Raw genomic sequence first — 18,397 nt, forward strand, 5'->3', positions numbered from 1 at the left:
GGGGATGCTGCGTCGCCCACATGTGAGGAGGGGAGCCGGTGCGGCCCGCGGAGCTCGACAGGTTGACGGTGGGACAGGCGGCTGACCGCTACGTGGAGCTGGTGGTGGCCAAGACGTCGACGGGCGCGCTGTCCCCGGCCACGGCCGAGGTCTACGCGCGTGACGTGGCCACGCTGGTGGCGCTGGCCGGGGCCGACGTGGTGCTCGACGACCTGACCGGCGAGGACGTCGATGCGATCTTGCTGGCGTTCGCGCGCAAGCCCGACGCGCGGCAGGCGGGCGGGTCGGGTCCGGGGCAGTCGCCGTCCTCGCAGGCCCGGTTCCGGCGGTCGATCTCGGCGTTGTTCAAGCACGCCACGCTGGCCGGGTGGGTGCAGATCAACCCGATGACGGCGGCGACGGTGACGGCCAAGCAGCGGGGCGGGCTGCGTCCGGAGCGGCGGGCGCTGACGCGGGAGCAGGCCCAGGGGCTGATCGGCGCGGCGCGGCAGTTGCGGGAGGCGCCCGAGCAGGAGGGCAAGCGGCGCGACCAGCGCATGCAGTTGCGCGACGCGGTGATCGTGCTGCTGCTGTCGACGGTGGGACCGCGGGTGTCGGAGCTGGTGCGCGCCAACGTGGAGGACTTCTACACCAACGACGGGGTGCGCTACTGGCGGATCTTCGGCAAGGGCGGCCGTACGCGCGACGTGCCGCTGCCCGACGACGTGGCCGAGGTGTTGCAGGCCTACCTGGCGCGGGGGCGCGGCCAGGTCGCCGGCGCCGACGACGGCAAGGCGCTGCTGCTGTCGTGGCGGGGGCGGAGGCTGGCGCGGGGCGATGTGCAGGCGGTGATCGACCGGGTGCAGCGGCACGTCGATCCCGATCAGCGGCGTTCGGTGACGCCGCACGGGTTGCGGCACACCACGGCCACGCATCTGCTGGCCGACGCGGTCGACATGGACGCGGTGCGGCGGGTGCTGGGGCACAGCGACCTGTCGACGCTGGGGCGTTACCGTGACGAGCTGCCCGGGGAGCTGGAGGTGGCGATGCGGTCGCACCCGCTGTTGCGTGACAAGCCGTCCCGGTAGGGGCCCCGGTCCGGGGGCGATCGGGGTCGTGATGGCGGCCATCGGGGACGTGATTGGCCGGGGGCGGGCGGGGGCTGGTTAGCTCGGCCGCGTGAACGGACAGATCACCACCGGATGGGTGGACATCGCGGGCATGGCGGCCTACACGGCCCTGCCCGTGGGGGTGCGGCGGCCCGTGGGCGTGCTGGTCGCCGGTGAGATCTTCGGGGTGAGCGGGTACGCGCGGCGGATGGCCGACCGGCTGGCCGGGTTGGGGCATGCGGTCGTCGTGCCCGACTTCAACCACCGGCACGAGCTGCGGCCCTCCCCTGCGCCTTCGAGGGCTCCTACGGCTCCTATGGCGGGTCCGGCGACGGCGGGTCCGTCAACAGGCCCGGTGGCGGGGACATCGCCGGGCTCCTCCGTGGGCTCCTCGGCTAACCCGGTGGTGGGCCCCTCAGGGGATGCAACAGCGGGCACTGTGGCGGGCTCTTCTACGGGCTTGGTGCAGGAAGGGGGCGAAGCGGGGGCCGGGGTGGCGGTTGCCGTGGATCCGGTGACGGGTGGCCCGCTGGGGCGGGTGGTGGAGTTGCCGGCCGATGCGGCCGGCCGGGAACGGGGGCTGGAGCTGGCCTGGCTGCTGCGCCGGGAGCAGGTGCTCGATGACGCGCGCGCCGCGTCGGAGTATCTGCGGCGCGCGGGCGCCTGGCCGGCCGCGGCGGTCGGGTTCAGCCTGGGCGGGCACGTGGTGTGCTCGGTGGCCGGTGAGCTGGGGCTGGCGGCGGCGGTGGCGCTGTACCCGGGCTGGCTGACGGGCACCGAGCTGCCGCTGAGCCGTCCGGAGCCGACGCTGGAGCGGGCCGCGCGGGCGCCGGGGCGGCTGGTGGTGCTGCTGGGCGCCGACGACCCGATCATCGACGGCGCACAGCAGCGGGCGATCGGCGAGCGGCTGGAGACGGTGGTGTATCCGGGGGCGAGCCACGGGTTCGCCGCCGACGAGCGTGACACCTTCCACCCGGCCTCGGCCCAGGACGCCTGGCGTCGCATCGAGGAGGTGCTGGACGAGGTACGCCGCTCCCGTACGGACTGACCCTCGGCTCGGGCGGGTCAGGTGCGGGCGGGGGTGGCGTGGACGGCCAGGCGGTCGAGGGAGATGCCCAGGACGTCGGCCAGTGAGGCGATGGTGAAGAACGCCGGCGTGGCGATGCGCCCCGTCTCGATCTTGCGGAGGGTCTCGGCGGACATGCCGGCCGCGGCGGCGACCTCGACGATGCTGCGCTCGCCTCGGGCCTGGCGCAGCATGTGGCCGAGCTGCTCGCCGCGCAGCCGCTCCTCGGGGGTCAGCGGGGATCGCACCATGTCCCCCAGCCTACACCCGCGGGATACTTATACCGGTATTGTTATCGCCCCCCTTGTGGGGCATCCGGGTCAGGGGATGCGGGACACCTCGGGGAAGCGGCTGTCGGGCTCCTGGAACAGGCGGGTGGGCTTGCCCAGCAGGTGCAGGTCGAAGAACGCCCCGACGTAGGCGCGCTGGGCCGCCACCGACCGCTGCGGATCGATCGTGCCGACGAAGTCGGCGACCGGCACCCCGCCCTGCCTGCCGTCCCGCTTCCCGTCCCCCGCCTTGGGCAGCGCCGCGGCGATCTGCGGCAGCAGCGCCTGCAGGTCGGTGAACGAGCCGTGCGCGGCGCCCTTGAACCGCAGCTCCCGCTTCCACCCGGTCGAGGCGCGCCAGAACGACTTCCAGCTCGGCTCGTTCTCCCGCGTGTGCGTCTGGGCCGCCAGTTGCAGGAACGGCCTGGTCACCCCGGTGGCGGCGACCGGGCCGACGTAGCCGCCGTCGAGGTTGGCCCCGGCGTCCACCCGCGGGTCGTCGTGGACGAGCTGGGCCGCCACCGACCCGCCCAGCGACTGCCCCAGCGCCCCCACCCGCGTCAGGTCCGGCGCGCCGCGCAACCCGGCCGGCATGTCCTCGCCGCCGATGGCCCGTCCCTGCCCCAGGGCCGTGACCTGGTCCAGCACGAACCGCATGTCGGCCAGCCGCGCCCGCGCGTGCCGCTCCAGCAGCGCCTTGATGACGCGCGGGGTGAGCTTGGCCGGCAGCGGCAGCGCGCGCACGACCCGCCCGCCGGGGAACTCCACCTGGTCGGCCTCGTAGGTGTGGTCCACGGTGACGACGAGGTAGCCGCGCGAGGCCAGGTCCTGCACGAGCGTGGTGCCCAGCGTGCGCGGCCCGCCGTCGCCGGAGCCGAACAGCACGACGGGCAGCCGGTCCGCGCCGCGCTCGACCGGCGCGCCGGAACGGGCGGCGGTGCGGGTGGCGGCCCAGTCGACGGCGCCCTTGGCGATGCCCATGGGCGGTGCGGAGTGGCGGTCCCAGTCGGCGGCGGCCAGGGGTGCCATGTGGGGGGCGAGCGGTTGCGTGCCGCTCTTGGCGGGGTACCACAGGCTGACCATCAGCTCGCGGTACGGCTTCGACCGCACCAGCGGGTCGCGGCGGGAGCGGTCGACCAGGCGCAGGGCGACGGTTCCCACCGGGTGGGGGCCGCCGGGCGCGGGCAGGACGACCGTGATCGCCTGCCGCGCCTGCTGTGCCTGTTGCGCGTGCAGGGGGACGGTGGCGGGCGTGAGGGTCAGGGCGGCGACGGCCAGAGGGGCCGCGTACATCTTCACGGGCATGCCGGTGTTCTCCTCGAACGGGACGAAAGGCGGGGGGTGTGCTTCCGAGGCTGGCAGGCAGGCTCGCGAACGGGCCAGCGGCCACGGGCTGACCTGCGGGTACGACTTTCGGATGAGGGGCCGGGATCCTCCTCCTTGCGGAGGATGGGGGGCGCCGGGGCGCGGCCTTTAGGGTGGGCGCATGACTCCGGCCGCCCGCCCGACCGCGCCGCCCCGCTCGACGACCCGCCCAGAGCCCAGCCCAACGCGCCGCTCGGTGACGGGCTCGGTGACGGGCTCGGTGACGGGCTCGGTGACGGGCTCGGTGACGGGCTCGGTGACGGGCTCGACGGTCCCCCCGGCGATCGGCCCGGCGATCGGCCCGGCGATCGGCCCGGCGATCGGCCCGGCGATCGGCCCGGTAGTCCGGTCAGTGATGGGCTCGGTGCCGCCTGTGGTCGCCGACACGTTGCTGGCCGCTGTGATCTTTGTGGTCACGCTGGGGCCGGGCCGCGTGGCCGAGGGCGGTCCTGCGGTGCTGGCGCTGCAGGTGGCTCTGGTGGCGCCGCTGGTGTGGCGGCGGCGCGCCCCGCTGCTGGTGCTGTGCGTGATCGGCGGCGCGGCCGCCCTGCAGTGGGCCATCGGGGTGCAGCTTCCGGCCGACGCGGCGTTGCTGGTCGCGCTCTACACGGTGGCCGCCCGCCGCCCGTGGCGGGCGACGCTGGCGGCCGCGTTCGTGCTGGAGACGGGGGTGGTGGCGGCCGCGGCGCGGTGGGCGCCGCCGGGCCGGATGCCGTTGACGGTGGCGGCGCTGAGCGCGATGTCGGCCGCCGCGCTGGCCGCCGGTTTGTGGACGCGGGCCCGGCGCGCCTACGTCGCCTCCCTGGAACGCGACCGCGACCAGCGGGCGCGTCTGGCGGTCGCCGAGGAACGCGCCCGGATGACGCGGGACATGCACGACATCGTCACCCACAACCTGTCGGTCATGGTCGCGCTGGCCGACAGCGCCGCCTACGTTCACGACCGCGCGCCGGGTCAGGCTGTGGCCGCGATGGCGCAGATCGCCGACACCGGCCGCCAGGCGTTGCGCGACATGCGCCGCTCCCTCAGCACCGACCGGGGCACCGAGACAAGCGCCGACAGAGCTGCCGCCCCAGCTGCCGACGGAGCCGCCAGTGGAGCTGCCAGTGGAGCTGCCAGTGGGGGCACCAGTGGAGGTGCCGACAGAGCTGCCAGCGGCTCCGTCGGCGGAGGCGCCGGCCAGGGGGTCGGTGAGGGCATCGGTCAAGAGCAGGAGTCCGGCGTCGCCCCGCGGCATCCGGCGCCCGGCGTTGCCGATCTCGGCCCGCTGGCCGACCGGATGCGCGCCGCCGGGCTGCCGACCCGGTTGAGCGTTGACGGCGACCCCGCCGACGTCCCGGCCGCCGCGCAGCTCACCCTCTACCGGCTGGCCCAGGAGGCGCTGACGAACACGCTGAGGCACGCCCCCGGCGCCAGCGCGCACGTCCAGGTGAATCTGACCCGCATGAGGGCCGACATCGAGATCACCGACGACGGCGGCCGTCCGGCGCCCCAGCGGCCCGCCGGGCGGGGACTGGCCGGGCGGGAACTGGCGGGACGAGGGCTGGCCGGGATGCGTGAACGTGTCGCCGCCTACGACGGCACCCTGCACGCCGGACCGGCCCCCGGCGGCGGCTGGCGGGTCGCGGCCGCCCTCGACCTGACCGGCCCCCGCACGTCCGGCCCTCACACAATCGGCCCGGCCGCGACCGGCCCGGACGCGTCATGAGCCTCGACCTGACCGGCCCGGGCGCGCCATGACCGTCCGGCTGCTGATCGCCGACGACGAGGCGCTGTTGCGCATGGCCTTTCGCATGGTGCTGGACGCCGAGCCCGACCTGCACGTCGCCGGCGAGGCCGCCGACGGCGAGCAGGCCGCCTCGATGGCCCGCCGGCTGCGTCCCGACGTCGTGCTGATGGACGTCCGTATGCCCGGTCTGGACGGCATCGAGGCCACCCGCCGGATCGTCCGGGACTGTCCCGACTCCAAGGTGCTCATCCTGACCACCTTCGACCTCGACGAGTACGCCTTCGCCGGGCTCAAGGCCGGTGCCGCCGGGTTCCTGCCCAAGAACACCCCGCCCGCCGACCTGCTCAGCGCGATCCGCAACGTCGCCGCGGGCGAGGCCGTCCTGTCGCCGCGCGTCACCCGCCGCCTGCTGGACAGGTTCGCCCCCCAGCTCACCCCCGCCCCCCGCGAACAGCACCGGCTGCTGGACCTGCTGACCGCCCGCGAGCACGACGTGCTCGTCCAGGTGGCGCGCGGACTGTCCAACGCCGAGGTCGCCGCCGCTCTGCATCTGGCCGAGGCGACTGTCAAGACGCACCTGAGCCGGGTGCTGCTCAAGCTCGGGCTGCGGCACCGCGCCCAGGTGGTGGTGTTCGCCTACGAGAGCGGCCTGATCCGTCCCTCCTCATGAGCCGTGGGTCAGAGGATTCGGAACGGAATCCGGCGTCAACGGGGTTCCCCGCTGGTCAGCGGGCCGAGCGTTGCGGGATTGTGGGGGGTTTGATGGCCGACTCGCCAGGCTCTGGCTCTCAACCAGGCCAGCAGGACGAGCCCGCCCGATCGCGCGAAAGCCGCCCGGACGCTTGGGAACGGCTTCGGCCCTACCTTGAGATCGGCCGGCAGCTCAGAGGCACAGTCGTCTGGGTTCCCCGACGCGGGGTAATCGGGATCGGAGTCGACCTCGCGCTGCCCGTCGGCGGATTCGTCGACGTCCTTCTCCTGCCCTTCGACTCCAGCCGCTGGCCGGCCGAGGGAACGGTCACCGACTTCAAGATCTGGTGGATGGACGACCGCCCCCAGATCCGTCTGGTCCCTGCCGAGCCGATCTATAGGCGGGAGGACTTCGGCAGCTGGATCCTCCGGCAACCGGGCCGAGACCTGTTCCACCCCTGACTCCAGAGCGACCGCGCGGCCGACGTGGCGATCTGCGGGGCGCGTGAGAGTGAACGCCCCGACGTGGCCTCCTTCGCCCGCACTGGCAGGCCCTCGGCGCGGGCGGTCGATGCGCCGCGCCTGGCCGCCCTGGTCCGCCCTGGTCCGCGCTGGTCCGCGCCCGGGCCACCTTCGCAAAGGCACGCTCATCGAGCGGTCGGAGGAGTCATCGGGGATCGAGGAGTCGTCGATCCCCGCTTCAAGATCTTGATCCGCAGATCGTGTCGATTGTTCCCCTGCGTGACCATATGAACGTGATCGACTGTCAGGCACTCGTCATCGGGGCGGGCTTTTCGGGGCTCGCTGCCGCGCACCGGCTGGACGCCGCCGGCGTGGACGTCCGCGTCCTGGAGGCGCGCGATCGCGTAGGCGGGCGCACATTCACGCGCTACCTCCACGGCGGGCTCCAGATCGACCTCGGCGGTCAGTGGTTCGGCCCGGGCCAGACCCGCATGTACGAGCTCGCCGCACAGTACGGCGTGAAGACCTTCCCTCTGCGCGAGGTGGGAGAGAGATTCGCGTTCCTGGGCGGCCGGCGCAACGCCGGACCCGACGCCGAGGTGTCCGCGATCTACGCCGAGCTCGACCGCCTCGCCCGGACCGTGGACCTGGAGCGCCCCTCGCTCACCCCCGGCGCCGCGGAGCTCGACGCCCAGACCCTGCACGTCTGGCTCGCCGACCGCACCGACGCCGAGCGCGCCGCCTATGCCGCCCGCCAGCTGGCCGGGGGGCTGCTGGCCAAGGACGCCAGTCAGGTGTCCATGCTGCAGGTCCTGTTCTACCTGTACTCCGGCGGCGGCGTGGACTCGATGCTCAACACCGTGGGCGGAGCCCAGCAGGATCGCGTGATCGGTGGTCCGTTCGCGATCGCGCAGCACATGGCCGAGGCGCTCGCCGAACCGGTCGTGCTCGGGTTCGACGTCGCGTCGCTGACCCGCGAGACCCGCGGCCGGCGGGCCGCGACCTGGACTGCTCGCGCGCGCGACGGCCGCGAGCTCACCGCAGAGCGGGTGATCGTCGCGGTCCCCCCGGTGGTGCTGGACCGCATCGAGATCAGCCCGGCGATGCCGGGGACCAAGCGCCGCGCGGTGCGCAACATCTTGCAGGGTGACGCGATGAAGTTCCACGCCGTCTACGCCACGCCGCTGTGGAACGACCAGGGCAGGTCGGGGGCGTTCACCAGTTCCACGGGCCTGATCACCGAGGCCGTGGACAACTCCGTGCCCGGCCACGCCCAGGGCGTGCTGACGTTCTTCGTGTACGGGCACGACGCCGCCCGCATCCGCGGCCTGGACGCAGGCGCTCGCCAAGAGCTGCTGCTCGCCGAGATCGCCGACCGGCTCGACGACGAGCGCCTGAGGCGCCCCGTCGACTTCGTCGAGTTCGACTGGGACGCCGAGCCCCACACCGGCGGCTGCTTCTCCGGCAGCTTCGCCGTCGGCACCATGCACGTCTACCGCGACGCCCTGCTCGCGCCGTGGAAGGGCCTGAGGTTCGCCGGGACCGAGACCGCCGACGTCTGGAACGGCTACTTCGAGGGCGCCGTGCGGGCGGGAGAGCGCGAGGCGGCCGCACTGGCCGACGAGCTTGCGGCCGCGCCGTGACCGCTTTTCCGCGCGGTACCGGTGACCGCGCTCACCGTCAGCGCGGCGCGGTGAACCCTCACGCCCCGGTCGGGTCGATGCCGCAGGGGGGCGCCGATGCCTCGGAGCGCCGGCTACCGCGGCCCGCCGCCCGGCGGTGCCTCACGATCGCGGCAACCGCTCACCAGCGCAGCATCGCCGCCACTCCGCCCGCCTCGGCCAGCTCGCCCGCCGCCCCGCTCTCCAGCACGGTGACCTCGCCCCCGTGCTCGAGGGCGAGCTCGATCATCTCCTCCTCCAGATCCTCGGGAGCGACGGGCTCGGGCGGCGCGGCCTTCCACCCGCCGGCGTCATCGAGCAGCAGGTGCTCGACCCGTCCCTGCCGCAGCAGGGACAGGATGTCGTCGAGGCCGACCGCGCCGTTGCCGCCCGACAGGGCCAGGTCCCGGGCGCGCACGGCCAGCGCGGCGTCATGCCGGGCCCGCGCCCCGTCCAGAACGGGACGCACGAACTCCAGCACCTCCGGCGGCGACAGGGCGGGATCGAGCACGGCGTCCACCTGGATGATCTCCGTGCCGGCCGGCAGCGCCTCGCTCAGCACCGAGGTGTCGCGGGGGTCGCCCACCAACAGCAGCATCTCCCAGCCCAGCCGCCGAGCGTGCCCGGCCACGTGCGGGACCGACTCGCGCAGGAACCTGGTCAGGTGTTCCTCGACGCGCTGGTCGAAGCGGTCGGGGTGGATACCGCCCCGGGAGAGCCTGGGCAGCGTCGTCGACCCCCCGCCGGACGAGCCCGCGGTCGCCAGGTCGAAGGTGACCGGCTCCAGCTCGTCGGCCAGACCGTACCGGCAGTCGAACAGCCGCACGCCGTCACGCCCCACCCTGGCCACCCCGGCGGGCCTGTCGGCCTGAACGGCGGTGACGAGCGGCAGCAGATAGGCATGCTCCCGCAGCGTGGCGAGGTCGCCCACCGGGAGCTGGACCCACTCGGTACGGACCTCCTCGCCGGCCACCTGCGCGAACAGGGCGCGCCCGAGACCGGGACCGGCCGGGTCGAGCAACTCCTCGATCCGCGGCTCCAGCAGGTCCAGGCGGAGGCCCGCAAGCCTGGCCCGCTCGTGGTCGGGGTCCGCGGACAGCTCCTGGCGCAGCGCGGCGATCTCGTTGCGCAGCCGGGTGCGCCCGGCCTGCGTGCCCGGCTCCATCGTGGTGTAGAACGACAGCACACCGACTTCGTCGGCGAGGGCCGCCAGCTCACGTAGATCTGCCTGGTCGAACACCATGACGCTCACCTCCGTAGGCGGGGGCCTGGCGCGGGCCCCGGCGGTGCGGGGGTGAGTCCAACTTATCCCGTCGCTCGTTCTGGCCGGTCAGCGGCCTGCCGGAGTGCCGCGTTCAGGCCGTGGCGGCGATCGCTCGCGTCCTCGCACATGGCGGGTCGGCTGGCCTCGCCCCTTGCCGGAACTGTCGGCGCCCGCCGCTAGCGTGGCCGCATGGACGACAGCATCGTCATCACCGGCGCGCGCGTGAACAACCTCAAGAACCTGTCCCTACGCATCCCCAAGAACCGGCTCGTCGTCTTCACCGGCGTGTCCGGCTCCGGCAAGTCCTCGGTCGTCTTCGACACCGTCGCCGTGGAGTCCCAGCGCCAGCTCAACGAAACCTACTCCTGGTTCGTCCGCAACCGGCTGCCCAAGCACGAGAAACCCGAAGCCGAGGCCATCGACAACCTCGGCGCCGCCATCGTCGTCGACCAGAAGCCGGTCGGCGGCAGCTCGCGCTCCACCGTCGGCACCATGACCGACATCCTGCCGATCCTGCGCGTGCTGTTCTCCCGCTACGGCACCCCCAGCGCCGGCTACTCCTACGCCTACTCCTTCAACGACCCCCACGGCATGTGTCCCGGCTGCGACGGCCTGGGCCGGGCCGTCCGGCTCGACCTCGACGCGCTGCTCGACCCCGGCAGGTCCCTCGACGAGGGCGCCATCCGCTTCCCGCTGTTCGGGGTCGGCACCTGGCAGTGGCAGATCTACGCCCGCTCGGGCACCTTCGACCCCGCCAAACCCCTGGCCGACTACACCGAGCAGGAGCGCCACCTGCTGCTGCACGGCGGCGGCTTCACCGTCGAGGTCCGCGGCAAGAACGGCACCCTCAACAAGGTCGACTACGAAGGCGTCGCCGACCGTTTCACCCGCCTCTACCTCAAACGCGACCTGTCGGGCCTGAGTGACAAGACCCGCGAGGCGGTGCTGGCCTTCGTCACCGAGGGCACCTGCCCCCAGTGCCGGGGCGCCCGCCTCAACCAGGCCGCCCTGGCCACCAGGATCGGCCCCCACACCATCGCCGACCACACCGCCATGGAGATCACCGACCTCATCGGCGTCCTGGCCGGGCTCGGCAACCCCGTCGCCGACACCGCGGCCGCCGCGCTGCGCCGCATCGACCAGATCGGCCTGGGCTACCTCACCCTCGACCGCGAGACCACCACCCTGTCCGGCGGGGAGAGCCAGCGCCTGAAGACCGTCCGCCATCTGGGCTCCAGCCTCACCGGCATGACCTACGTCTTCGACGAGCCCAGCGCCGGCCTCCACCCGGCCGACGTCGGCCGGCTCAACACGCTGCTGCTGGCCCTGCGCGACAAGGGCAACACCGTCCTGGTGGTCGAGCACGACCCCGACGTCATCGCCGTCGCCGACCACGTCATCGACCTGGGCCCGGGAGCGGGCCTGCACGGCGGCACCGTCGTCTACCAGGGGTCCGTCGAAGGGCTGGCCCGCTCCGGCACGCTGACCGGCCGCCATCTGCGCGCCCGCACCCCGCTCAAGACCGCCGTGCGCCGCCCCACCGGGCACCTCACCATCACCGACGCCGCCCTGCACAACCTCGACCACCTCACCCTCGACGTGCCCACCGGCGTCCTGACGTGCGTCACCGGCGTGGCCGGGTCCGGCAAGTCCACCCTCATGGGCGAGGTGTTCACCGCCCAGCACCCCGGGGCCGTCACCGTCGACCAGGGGGCCGTCACCGTCTCGGCCCGCTCCAGCCCGGCCTCCTTCATCGGCGTGCTCGACCCCGTCCGCCGGTTGTTCGCCCGCGCCACCGGCACCCAGCCGGGCCTGTTCAGCTACAACTCCACCGGCGCCTGCCCGGCCTGCGAGGGCCGCGGCGTCATCCACACCGACCTGGCCTTCATGGACCCGGTCACCGCGGTGTGCGAGATGTGCGGCGGCACCCGCTACAACCCCGAGGCCCTGCGGCACCGGCTGCGCGGCCACACCATCGTCGACGTCCTGGCCCTGACCGCCGAGCAGGCCGTCGCGTTCTTCACCGAAGCGGCCATCCGCGACCGCGTCGCCACCCTGGTCGACGTCGGCCTGGGCTACCTCACCCTCGGCCAGCCCACCTCCACCCTGTCGGGCGGGGAGCGCCAGCGCATGAAACTGGCCGGCGAGCTCACCAAGACCGGCGCCGTCTACGTCCTGGACGAGCCCACCACCGGCCTGCACCTGTCCGACGTCGACACCCTCATCGACCTGCTCGACCGCATCGTCGACGCCGGCAACACGGTCATCGTGGTCGAACACCACATCCAGGTGCTCAAGCGGGCCGACTGGGTCATCGACCTCGGGCCGGGCGGCGGCAAGCACGGCGGGCGCCTGGTCTTCCAGGGCACCCCCGCCGACCTGCTGACCGCCGCCGGTTCCCGCACCGCCGAGCATCTGGCCGCCGCGCTCGCCTGACCAGCCCGCCCGGCGTCAGCCCTGGGGCTCCTGCGCCGGGCAGGCGATGCCCTTGGCGGGCACGGACGCCGAGATCAGGTAGCTGTCCATGGCGGCCGTGGTGCACGTGGTCATGCCGTAGACGCCGTGCCCCCAGCCCTCGTAGGTGAGCAGGGTCGCCTTGGGGCCGAGCTGGCGGGCCACGTTGGCCGACCACGCGTACGGCGTGTCGGGGTCGTGCCTGGAGGTGGCCACCAGCAGCGGCGTGCCGCCCCTGTACCGCAGCGGGTGCTGGGGGTTGCCGACCGGATGGCCCTGGCAGATCGGCATGTCGCCCATCGGCATCGGGTTGTAGCGCATGTCGGGGGCCACCGCGTTGGCGGCGCGCATCACCTCGGCGTAGTGGGCGTAGTCCCGCAGCGACAGGTTCCAGTCCTGGCACAAGATCGCGGTGGGCAGCTCGGCGTAGGCGCCGTTGACCGGCCAGTTGCCGGGAGGGCCGGGCATGTCCTCCGGCACCGGGCCGCCCGCCAGCGCGAGCAGCACCTCGGCCTCCAGCCGCCAGGCGGGCGCCTCGTTGAGCACCACGCCCAGCCACTGCAGGTTGTGCGCGCTCACCGGCCGGCCGTCGCCCGGCCACAGCAGCTGGCCGCGGCCCGCCTTGGCCAGCAGCCCCTTCCACAACGCCCGGATGTCGCGGCCGCGCAGGACGCACTCGCTGTCGCGGCCGCACCAGGCGACGAACTCCTCGAAGCTGTCCTGGACGGTGGCCGCCTCGCTCACCTGGAACGCCTTGACGTCCAGGCTGTGGTCCATGTTGCTGTCCAGCACCATGGCGCGGATCCGGCCCGGGAACAGCTCGGCGTACATCTGCTGGGCCAGCGTGCCGTAGGAGACGCCGTAGGAGGTCAGCTTGTCCTCGCCCAGCGCGGCGCGGATGGCGTCCATGTCGCGGGCCACGTCGACCGAGTCGAGGTGGTCGTACAGGGGGCCGGTGAGCCTGCGGCAGTCGGCGCGCAGCCTGGTGTCGAAGGCGGCCCAGGTCAGGTAGTCGGCCTGGCTGGTCATGACCGGATAGGGCATCTGGTTGTACACCGAGGCCGAGCAGGTCACCGAGCGGCTGCGGGCGACGCCGCGGGGGTCGTAGCCGACGATGTCGAAGCGCCGCTGGATGTCCTGGCTGAAACCGGAGGGGCGCAGGATGTCGTTCACGCCGGAGTTGCCGGGCCCGCCGGGGTTGCTCAGCAGGGAGCCGATCCGCTGGGACGGGACGGTGGCCTTGCGGCGGGCCAGGGCCAGGCCGACGGTCGGCCCGTCCGGCCTGGACCAGTCGATGGGCACGGCCAGCGTGCCGCACTCGACGGCGGGTTCCTCCTCGCACGGCCCCCAGGTGATGCCGCGTCCGCCGGCGGCATCCGTGACGTCCTGCCGGGTCACCGCCGCGCCGGCCGTCCCCGCCATGGGGACGGCGAACAGCGCCGCCACCGTCGCCAGGGCGGTGGCCAGCAGGGATGTTCTTCTCAGCACAGTGCTCCTGTCGTCGATCGGCACGTCGATCGGCGGGCGGGGCTGCTCGCACGGCGTGATGGGCCCCCTGGCCCGGCTGTGGAGCGTTCCTCGTCCTGCCTCAGTGGCCCGTGGCGGGGCCGCTGCCGTGCCTTTCCTTGATCACGACTCGGAATCTAACAGGCGAAGGCCGTACTGGTGGACATTACGCCAGAATCTGGACATATACCGGCCCGAGGCCGCAAGCCCGCAACCGAGTCAGCAGCTCAGGTCACGCGCGGGCAGACGGCCCGTCACCAGGAAGCCGGTGACGGCACGGTCACCGCAGGCGTTGCCGTTGGCCAGATACACCCCGTGACCACTGGAGTCCACGGCGACCATCCGGGCCCGCTGCCCCAGCGCCTCGCGCATCTTCAGCGCCCCGCTGTAGGGCGTGGCCGGATCCCGCAGATTCTGGATCAGCAGCACGTTGGCCGGACCGCGCGAGCCGATCCGCGTGGCCGGCTCGGCAGGACGGAACGGCCAGTACGCGCACGGCCCGACGTTCACCGGCATGCCCGCCGTCAACGGGTAGGCGGCCCGGCTGCGCCGCACCTGCTGCTCGTGCCGGGCGAGCGAGCCCGGCCACACCACGTCGTTGCACATCGTGGCCCCGGCGTGCGCCGCGGTGTTCTGCAGAGCGGCCTGCGGCGGCTGGTTCGGCGCGGGCAGCTCGGCGCCGCTCAGCGCGGCCTTCATCAGCCCGGCCAGCATCGGGTAGTTGGCCCGGGAGTACAGCGCGTTGAGCAGCGTCTCCCGCAGCAGATTGCCGGTCAGCCGCTGCTCCGGCTCGGCCCCCGGCCAGGCCAGTGGCTCGCGGTCCAGCCGGGCCGCCAGCTCCAGGAACGTCCGCCGCACCGCGGCCACGTCGGCGCCCAGGCCGTAGTCACCCTCGCGCGCGGCCGCCCACGCGCCGAAGTCGGGGAAGGCGTCCTGCACCCCGACCGCGTAGTTGGCCAGCCACTGGCGCGCCACCTTGTGCGGATCGGGATCGTCATTGCTGTCCAGGATCACCCGATCGGTGGTGCCGGGGAACATCGTGGCGTGCACGGCGCCCGCGTAGGTGCCGTACGAGACACCCCAGTAGGAGATCTTGTCCTCACCCAGCGCCACCCGGATCCGGTCGATGTCCCTGGCGTGGTTGCGGGTGCTGATGTGCCGGATCAGCGGCCCGCCGTTACGGGCGCACGCCTCGGCGATCCGGCGCGACCACGCCGCGTTCCCGGCGATCCCCCCGTCGGCGTCGGGATAGGGCTTCAGCCGCGTCAGCGACAGGTCGGCGGGCGCGAGCCCACAGGAGACCGGCGAACTCCTCCCCACGCCACGCGGGTCGAACCCGACGATGTCAAACCGGTCGAGCACCTCCTTCGGCAGCTTCTTCACCAGGGTGCTGGGCCGGTTCAACCCCGGGCTGCCCGGACCGCCCGGGATGATCAGCAACACGCCGCGGCGCACGTCGGGACGGGCCGTCCGGATCCTCGACACCGCCAGCGTGACCGAGGGGCCGCCGGGGGCGGAATAGTCCATCGGCACCTCGATCGTCGCGCACTCCTGGCGAGGGTCGACACCCTCACCGGGCGCGCAGGCGTCCCACCGGGTGACGGCGGCGTGCGCCGGGGCCGCCAGGAGGGCGGCCGTCAACGTGGCAGTCAGCGTGGTCGTCAGCGTGGCTGCGGACAGCAGGGCAAGGGATTTCATCAGGGGCCTTTCGGTTCCGGAGGGACGTCCACGACTCTGCCGGGTCGTTGATCGCCGAACCAGAGACCTCGTCACCGGCCGCCCGTGACCTCATCACGAAACCGGCAAAACACCCCAAAACCGGAAACGTGGAACGGGATGGAACGCCCAGCCGACAAAGACCACCCACCCGAAAGAGACCCGCATGAAACCACTCACCCGACTCCCCCTCACCACCGCACTCCTCCTCACCACCCTGCACACAACCCCCGCCCACGCCGACACCCCACCCCTCCTGCACGCATGGGGCTACAACTTCTTCGGCCAAGTCGGCAACGGCACCAACGACACCCCCGTCACCCACCCCATCCCCATGGCCTCCACCGGCGGCCACGACGTCACCCAGACCAGCGGCGTCTACCTCGAAAGCTACGCCCTCCACACCGACGGCACCCTGTGGACCTGGGGCAACGGCACCCAACAGATCCCCCGCCCCGTACCCGGCCTCCCCCCGATCAAGCAGATCAGCAGCGGCGCCAGCCACAACCTCGCCGTCGGCCGCGACGGCTCACTCTGGGCCTGGGGCAGCAACGACTTCGGCGAACTCGGCGACGGCACCACCACCCGCACCCCCACCCCCAAAAAAGCCCCCATCACCGGCATCGTCCAAGCCGCCGCCGGAACCGGCTTCACCCTCGCCCTCAAAGCCAACGGCGAAGCCTACGCCTGGGGAACCAACCGCTTCGGCCAACTCGGCGACGGCACCACCACCCAGCGCACCACCCCCGTCCGCGTCAAAGCCCCCTACGGCATCACCCAGATCTCCGCCACCGGCGAATTCGGCATGGCCCTGCGCAACGACGGCTCCGTCTGGGCCTGGGGAACCAACGCCTCCGGCCAACTCGGCGACGGCACCACCACCGACCACCCCACCCCCACCCGCGTGGACCGCCACGTCTCCGGCATCACCGCCATCTCCGCAGGCATGGCCCACACCCTCGCCCGCGCCGCCGACGGCACCGTCTGGACCTGGGGCAGAAACTGGGCCGGACAACTCGGCGACGGCACCACCACCGACCACCCCACCCCCGTCCACCTCCCCCTCACCGGTATCACCCAGGTCAGCGCCGGAACCGGCGAAAGCCTGGCCATCGACACCACCGGCACCCTGCGCTACTGGGGCGACAACACCTACGGCCAAGCCGGCAACGGCACCGCCGCCCCCGGCAACCCCGTCCTCAACCCCACCCCCGTCAACGGCCTCAACGGCGTGACCACCGCCAGCGCCGGCATCGTCCCCCTCGCCGTCGCCGCACCCGGACCCGTCGCCGTACCCGACCTGACCGGAACACCGGCCATCCTGGCGGACCGGCCACTACTGGCCGTCGGCCTCCTCCTGGGCACCAAGGCCACCACCCCCGACAGCCAACTGTGCAACCACCTCGGCGAAATCGTCAGCCAGAACCCCCAACCCGGCCAAACCGCCACCGCAGGCTCCGCCGTCGACATCGTCGCCGCCGTCAAACCCCCCAACGGCTGCCTGTGACCACCCCCCTCACGAAACCCCGTCCACCACCGGAACCAGCACATCCGTCACCAACTCACCAGGCGGCGTACACCCCGGATCCGACACATACACCTCCCGCACCGCACCCCTCACCACCAGCCGCCGCTCGGCACACCACGCCAGAACAGCATGCACCGTCAACGCGATCTGGTCATAAGGCCCCACATGCGTCGCCCGCGCGAACAACCCACCCGGCAACACCCCCGCCTCCACCCCCTCACCGGCGAACCCCTCCACCCCACCGTCCAGCAACAACGCCACCCGGACATCCACCACCTCACCCACATCAACCGGAAACAACCCCACCAGCCGCACCGGCCCGAACCCCTCCGGCACCCCCGCCACCAACCGCGCCACCGCCGCAGACGTAGCCCGCCCCACATCCTCCATCCCCGCCGCCCGCTCACCCGCGAACACCGCCCGCGCCCCCATCTCCCGCACCACATCCACCTCAGCCGCCGGCAACCCCACAGCCAGCACCCGCTCCAGCGACGCCAACGTCCGCCGCCGCCGCGCCAACTCCACCTCCAACGACACCCGGACCGACTCCAACGCCCCCACCTCCCCCGACAACACCCGCCCCACCACCGCCAACGGCACATCCAACGACCGCAACAACCCGATCGACAACGCCTCCCGCGCCTGACCAGCCCGGTAATACCGGTAACCCGTCACCCCATCCACATACGCCGGACGCAACAACCCCAACTCGTCGTAATGCCGCAACTGCTTCACACTCAACCGACCAAGCCGCGCAAACTGCCCAATCGGCAGCAACTCCTCATCCACCAACACACCCACCCTCACGTAACGTCAGACCCATGACCCTGTCCATCGGCCAAGTCGCCAAACTGGCCGGCATCACCGTACGAACCCTCCACCACTACGACGAAATCGCCCTCCTCACCCCCAGCCAACGCACCACCGCCGGCTACCGCCGCTACACCGACGACGACCTCCTCCGCCTCCAGCAAATCCTCCTTTACCGCGAACTCGGCTTCCCCCTCGAAGAGATCACCGACATCCTCGACCACCCCCACACCGACCACCTCACCCACCTCCACCGCCAACAGCAACTCCTCACCCGCAAAGCCCAACGCCTCCACCAGGTCATCACCAACGTCGAACGCGCCATCCAAGCCCACACCCACCGCATCCCCCTCACCCCCCAAGAACGCTTCGACGTCTTCGGCGACTTCACCCCCGAAGACCACGACGCCGAAGTCCAACGCCGCTGGGGCCACACCGACACCCACGCAGAGAGCCGCCGCCGCGTCGCCACCTACACCAAGACCGACTGGCTCCGGCTCACCGCCGAAGCCACCGCCATCGACGACGACATGCGCGCCGCCCACACACGCGGGCTCGCCCCCGACCACCCCGACGTCATGGACATCGCAGAACGCCACCGCGCCCACATCACCCGCTGGTTCTACGACTGCCCGCCCGAACTCCACCGCGGGCTCGGCGACCTGTACGCCACCGACCCCCGCTTCACCGCCACCTACGACGACCGCGCCCCCGGCCTGGCCGCGTACTACCGCCAGGCCATTCACGCCAACGCCCGCCGCCTCTGACCTGGCTGAAGGGTTTTGGGAG

General features: G+C 72.6%; 15 protein-coding genes. 8 read left to right on the forward strand and 7 right to left on the reverse strand.

From position 1 onward, the window contains the following. Nucleotides 1–38: 38 nt before the first annotated feature. Nucleotides 39–1,067, forward strand: coding sequence for a tyrosine-type recombinase/integrase (locus ACIBQ8_RS06865; RefSeq protein WP_397174196.1), 1,029 nt, complete (start codon nucleotides 39–41; stop codon nucleotides 1,065–1,067). Nucleotides 1,068–1,158: 91 nt separating this feature from the next. After that, nucleotides 1,159–2,136 (forward strand): dienelactone hydrolase family protein, encoded by a 978-nt coding sequence (locus tag ACIBQ8_RS06870; protein WP_397191396.1) that lies wholly within the window; start codon nucleotides 1,159–1,161, stop codon nucleotides 2,134–2,136. 17 nt (nucleotides 2,137–2,153) lie between these two features. Here the strand turns inward: ACIBQ8_RS06870 and ACIBQ8_RS06875 are convergent, their stop codons facing one another. The 3 genes from ACIBQ8_RS06875 to ACIBQ8_RS06885 all read right to left on the reverse strand — a co-directional run bounded on the left by ACIBQ8_RS06875 (nucleotide 2,154) and on the right by ACIBQ8_RS06885 (nucleotide 4,175). Then, entirely contained in the window at nucleotides 2,154–2,405 is a 252-nt protein-coding gene (locus tag ACIBQ8_RS06875; RefSeq protein WP_397174194.1) for a helix-turn-helix domain-containing protein, read from the reverse strand. Nucleotides 2,406–2,474: 69 nt separating this feature from the next. After that, the gene (locus ACIBQ8_RS06880) at nucleotides 2,475–3,728 is read right to left on the reverse strand and encodes an alpha/beta hydrolase family protein (RefSeq protein WP_397191397.1); all 1,254 of its coding nucleotides are present in this window, start codon (nucleotides 3,726–3,728) and stop codon (nucleotides 2,475–2,477) included. Nucleotides 3,729–3,896: 168 nt separating this feature from the next. Further along, nucleotides 3,897–4,175 carry a hypothetical protein gene (locus tag ACIBQ8_RS06885; RefSeq protein WP_397191398.1) on the reverse strand — a complete coding sequence of 93 codons (279 nt, stop codon included), beginning with the start codon at nucleotides 4,173–4,175 and terminating at the stop codon, nucleotides 3,897–3,899. A 13-nt stretch (nucleotides 4,176–4,188) separates the two neighbouring features. Here ACIBQ8_RS06885 and ACIBQ8_RS06890 point away from each other — a divergent pair, with 13 nt between their 5' ends. The 3 genes from ACIBQ8_RS06890 to ACIBQ8_RS06900 all read left to right on the forward strand — a co-directional run bounded on the left by ACIBQ8_RS06890 (nucleotide 4,189) and on the right by ACIBQ8_RS06900 (nucleotide 8,312). Continuing rightward, nucleotides 4,189–5,496, forward strand: a complete 1,308-nt coding sequence (locus tag ACIBQ8_RS06890) for a sensor histidine kinase (RefSeq protein ID WP_397191399.1) — start codon at nucleotides 4,189–4,191, stop codon at nucleotides 5,494–5,496. A 28-nt stretch (nucleotides 5,497–5,524) separates the two neighbouring features. Further along, a complete protein-coding gene (locus tag ACIBQ8_RS06895; RefSeq protein WP_397191400.1) occupies nucleotides 5,525–6,187 on the forward strand; it encodes a response regulator in 663 nt (220 codons plus the stop codon). A gap of 775 nt (nucleotides 6,188–6,962) precedes the next feature. Then, complete coding sequence (locus ACIBQ8_RS06900) at nucleotides 6,963–8,312, forward strand: flavin monoamine oxidase family protein (protein ID WP_397191401.1); 1,350 nt, start codon at nucleotides 6,963–6,965, stop codon at nucleotides 8,310–8,312. Nucleotides 8,313–8,472: 160 nt separating this feature from the next. On the opposite strand, the gene ACIBQ8_RS06905 is transcribed toward ACIBQ8_RS06900, so the two are convergent. After that, nucleotides 8,473–9,573 (reverse strand): VLRF1 family aeRF1-type release factor, encoded by a 1,101-nt coding sequence (locus ACIBQ8_RS06905; protein ID WP_397191402.1) that lies wholly within the window; start codon nucleotides 9,571–9,573, stop codon nucleotides 8,473–8,475. Between the two features lie 210 nt (nucleotides 9,574–9,783). Between ACIBQ8_RS06905 and ACIBQ8_RS06910 the strand changes: the two genes are divergently transcribed. Then, a complete protein-coding gene (locus ACIBQ8_RS06910) occupies nucleotides 9,784–12,030 on the forward strand; it encodes an ATP-binding cassette domain-containing protein (protein ID WP_397191403.1) in 2,247 nt (748 codons plus the stop codon). A 15-nt stretch (nucleotides 12,031–12,045) separates the two neighbouring features. On the opposite strand, the gene ACIBQ8_RS06915 is transcribed toward ACIBQ8_RS06910, so the two are convergent. Both ACIBQ8_RS06915 and ACIBQ8_RS06920 read right to left on the reverse strand, forming a co-directional pair. Beyond that, complete coding sequence (locus ACIBQ8_RS06915; protein WP_397191404.1) at nucleotides 12,046–13,536, reverse strand: alpha/beta fold hydrolase; 1,491 nt, start codon at nucleotides 13,534–13,536, stop codon at nucleotides 12,046–12,048. Nucleotides 13,537–13,773: 237 nt separating this feature from the next. Continuing rightward, nucleotides 13,774–15,252 carry an alpha/beta hydrolase gene (locus tag ACIBQ8_RS06920; RefSeq protein WP_397191405.1) on the reverse strand — a complete coding sequence of 493 codons (1,479 nt, stop codon included), beginning with the start codon at nucleotides 15,250–15,252 and terminating at the stop codon, nucleotides 13,774–13,776. Nucleotides 15,253–15,436: 184 nt separating this feature from the next. Between ACIBQ8_RS06920 and ACIBQ8_RS06925 the strand changes: the two genes are divergently transcribed. Next, nucleotides 15,437–16,777: a hypothetical protein gene (locus tag ACIBQ8_RS06925; protein WP_397191406.1), complete on the forward strand. Its 1,341-nt coding sequence runs from the start codon at nucleotides 15,437–15,439 to the stop codon at nucleotides 16,775–16,777. A gap of 9 nt (nucleotides 16,778–16,786) precedes the next feature. On the opposite strand, the gene ACIBQ8_RS06930 is transcribed toward ACIBQ8_RS06925, so the two are convergent. Then, nucleotides 16,787–17,587, reverse strand: a complete 801-nt coding sequence (locus ACIBQ8_RS06930) for a MerR family transcriptional regulator (RefSeq protein WP_397191407.1) — start codon at nucleotides 17,585–17,587, stop codon at nucleotides 16,787–16,789. Between the two features lie 32 nt (nucleotides 17,588–17,619). On the opposite strand from ACIBQ8_RS06930, the gene ACIBQ8_RS06935 reads away from it, so the two are divergent. Beyond that, nucleotides 17,620–18,375: a MerR family transcriptional regulator gene (locus tag ACIBQ8_RS06935; RefSeq protein ID WP_397191408.1), complete on the forward strand. Its 756-nt coding sequence runs from the start codon at nucleotides 17,620–17,622 to the stop codon at nucleotides 18,373–18,375. The last annotated feature ends 22 nt before the right edge of the window (nucleotides 18,376–18,397 follow it).

The sequence above is a fragment of the Nonomuraea sp. NPDC049646 genome, from assembly GCF_044465525.1.
GTDB lineage: Bacteria > Actinomycetota > Actinomycetes > Streptosporangiales > Streptosporangiaceae > Nonomuraea.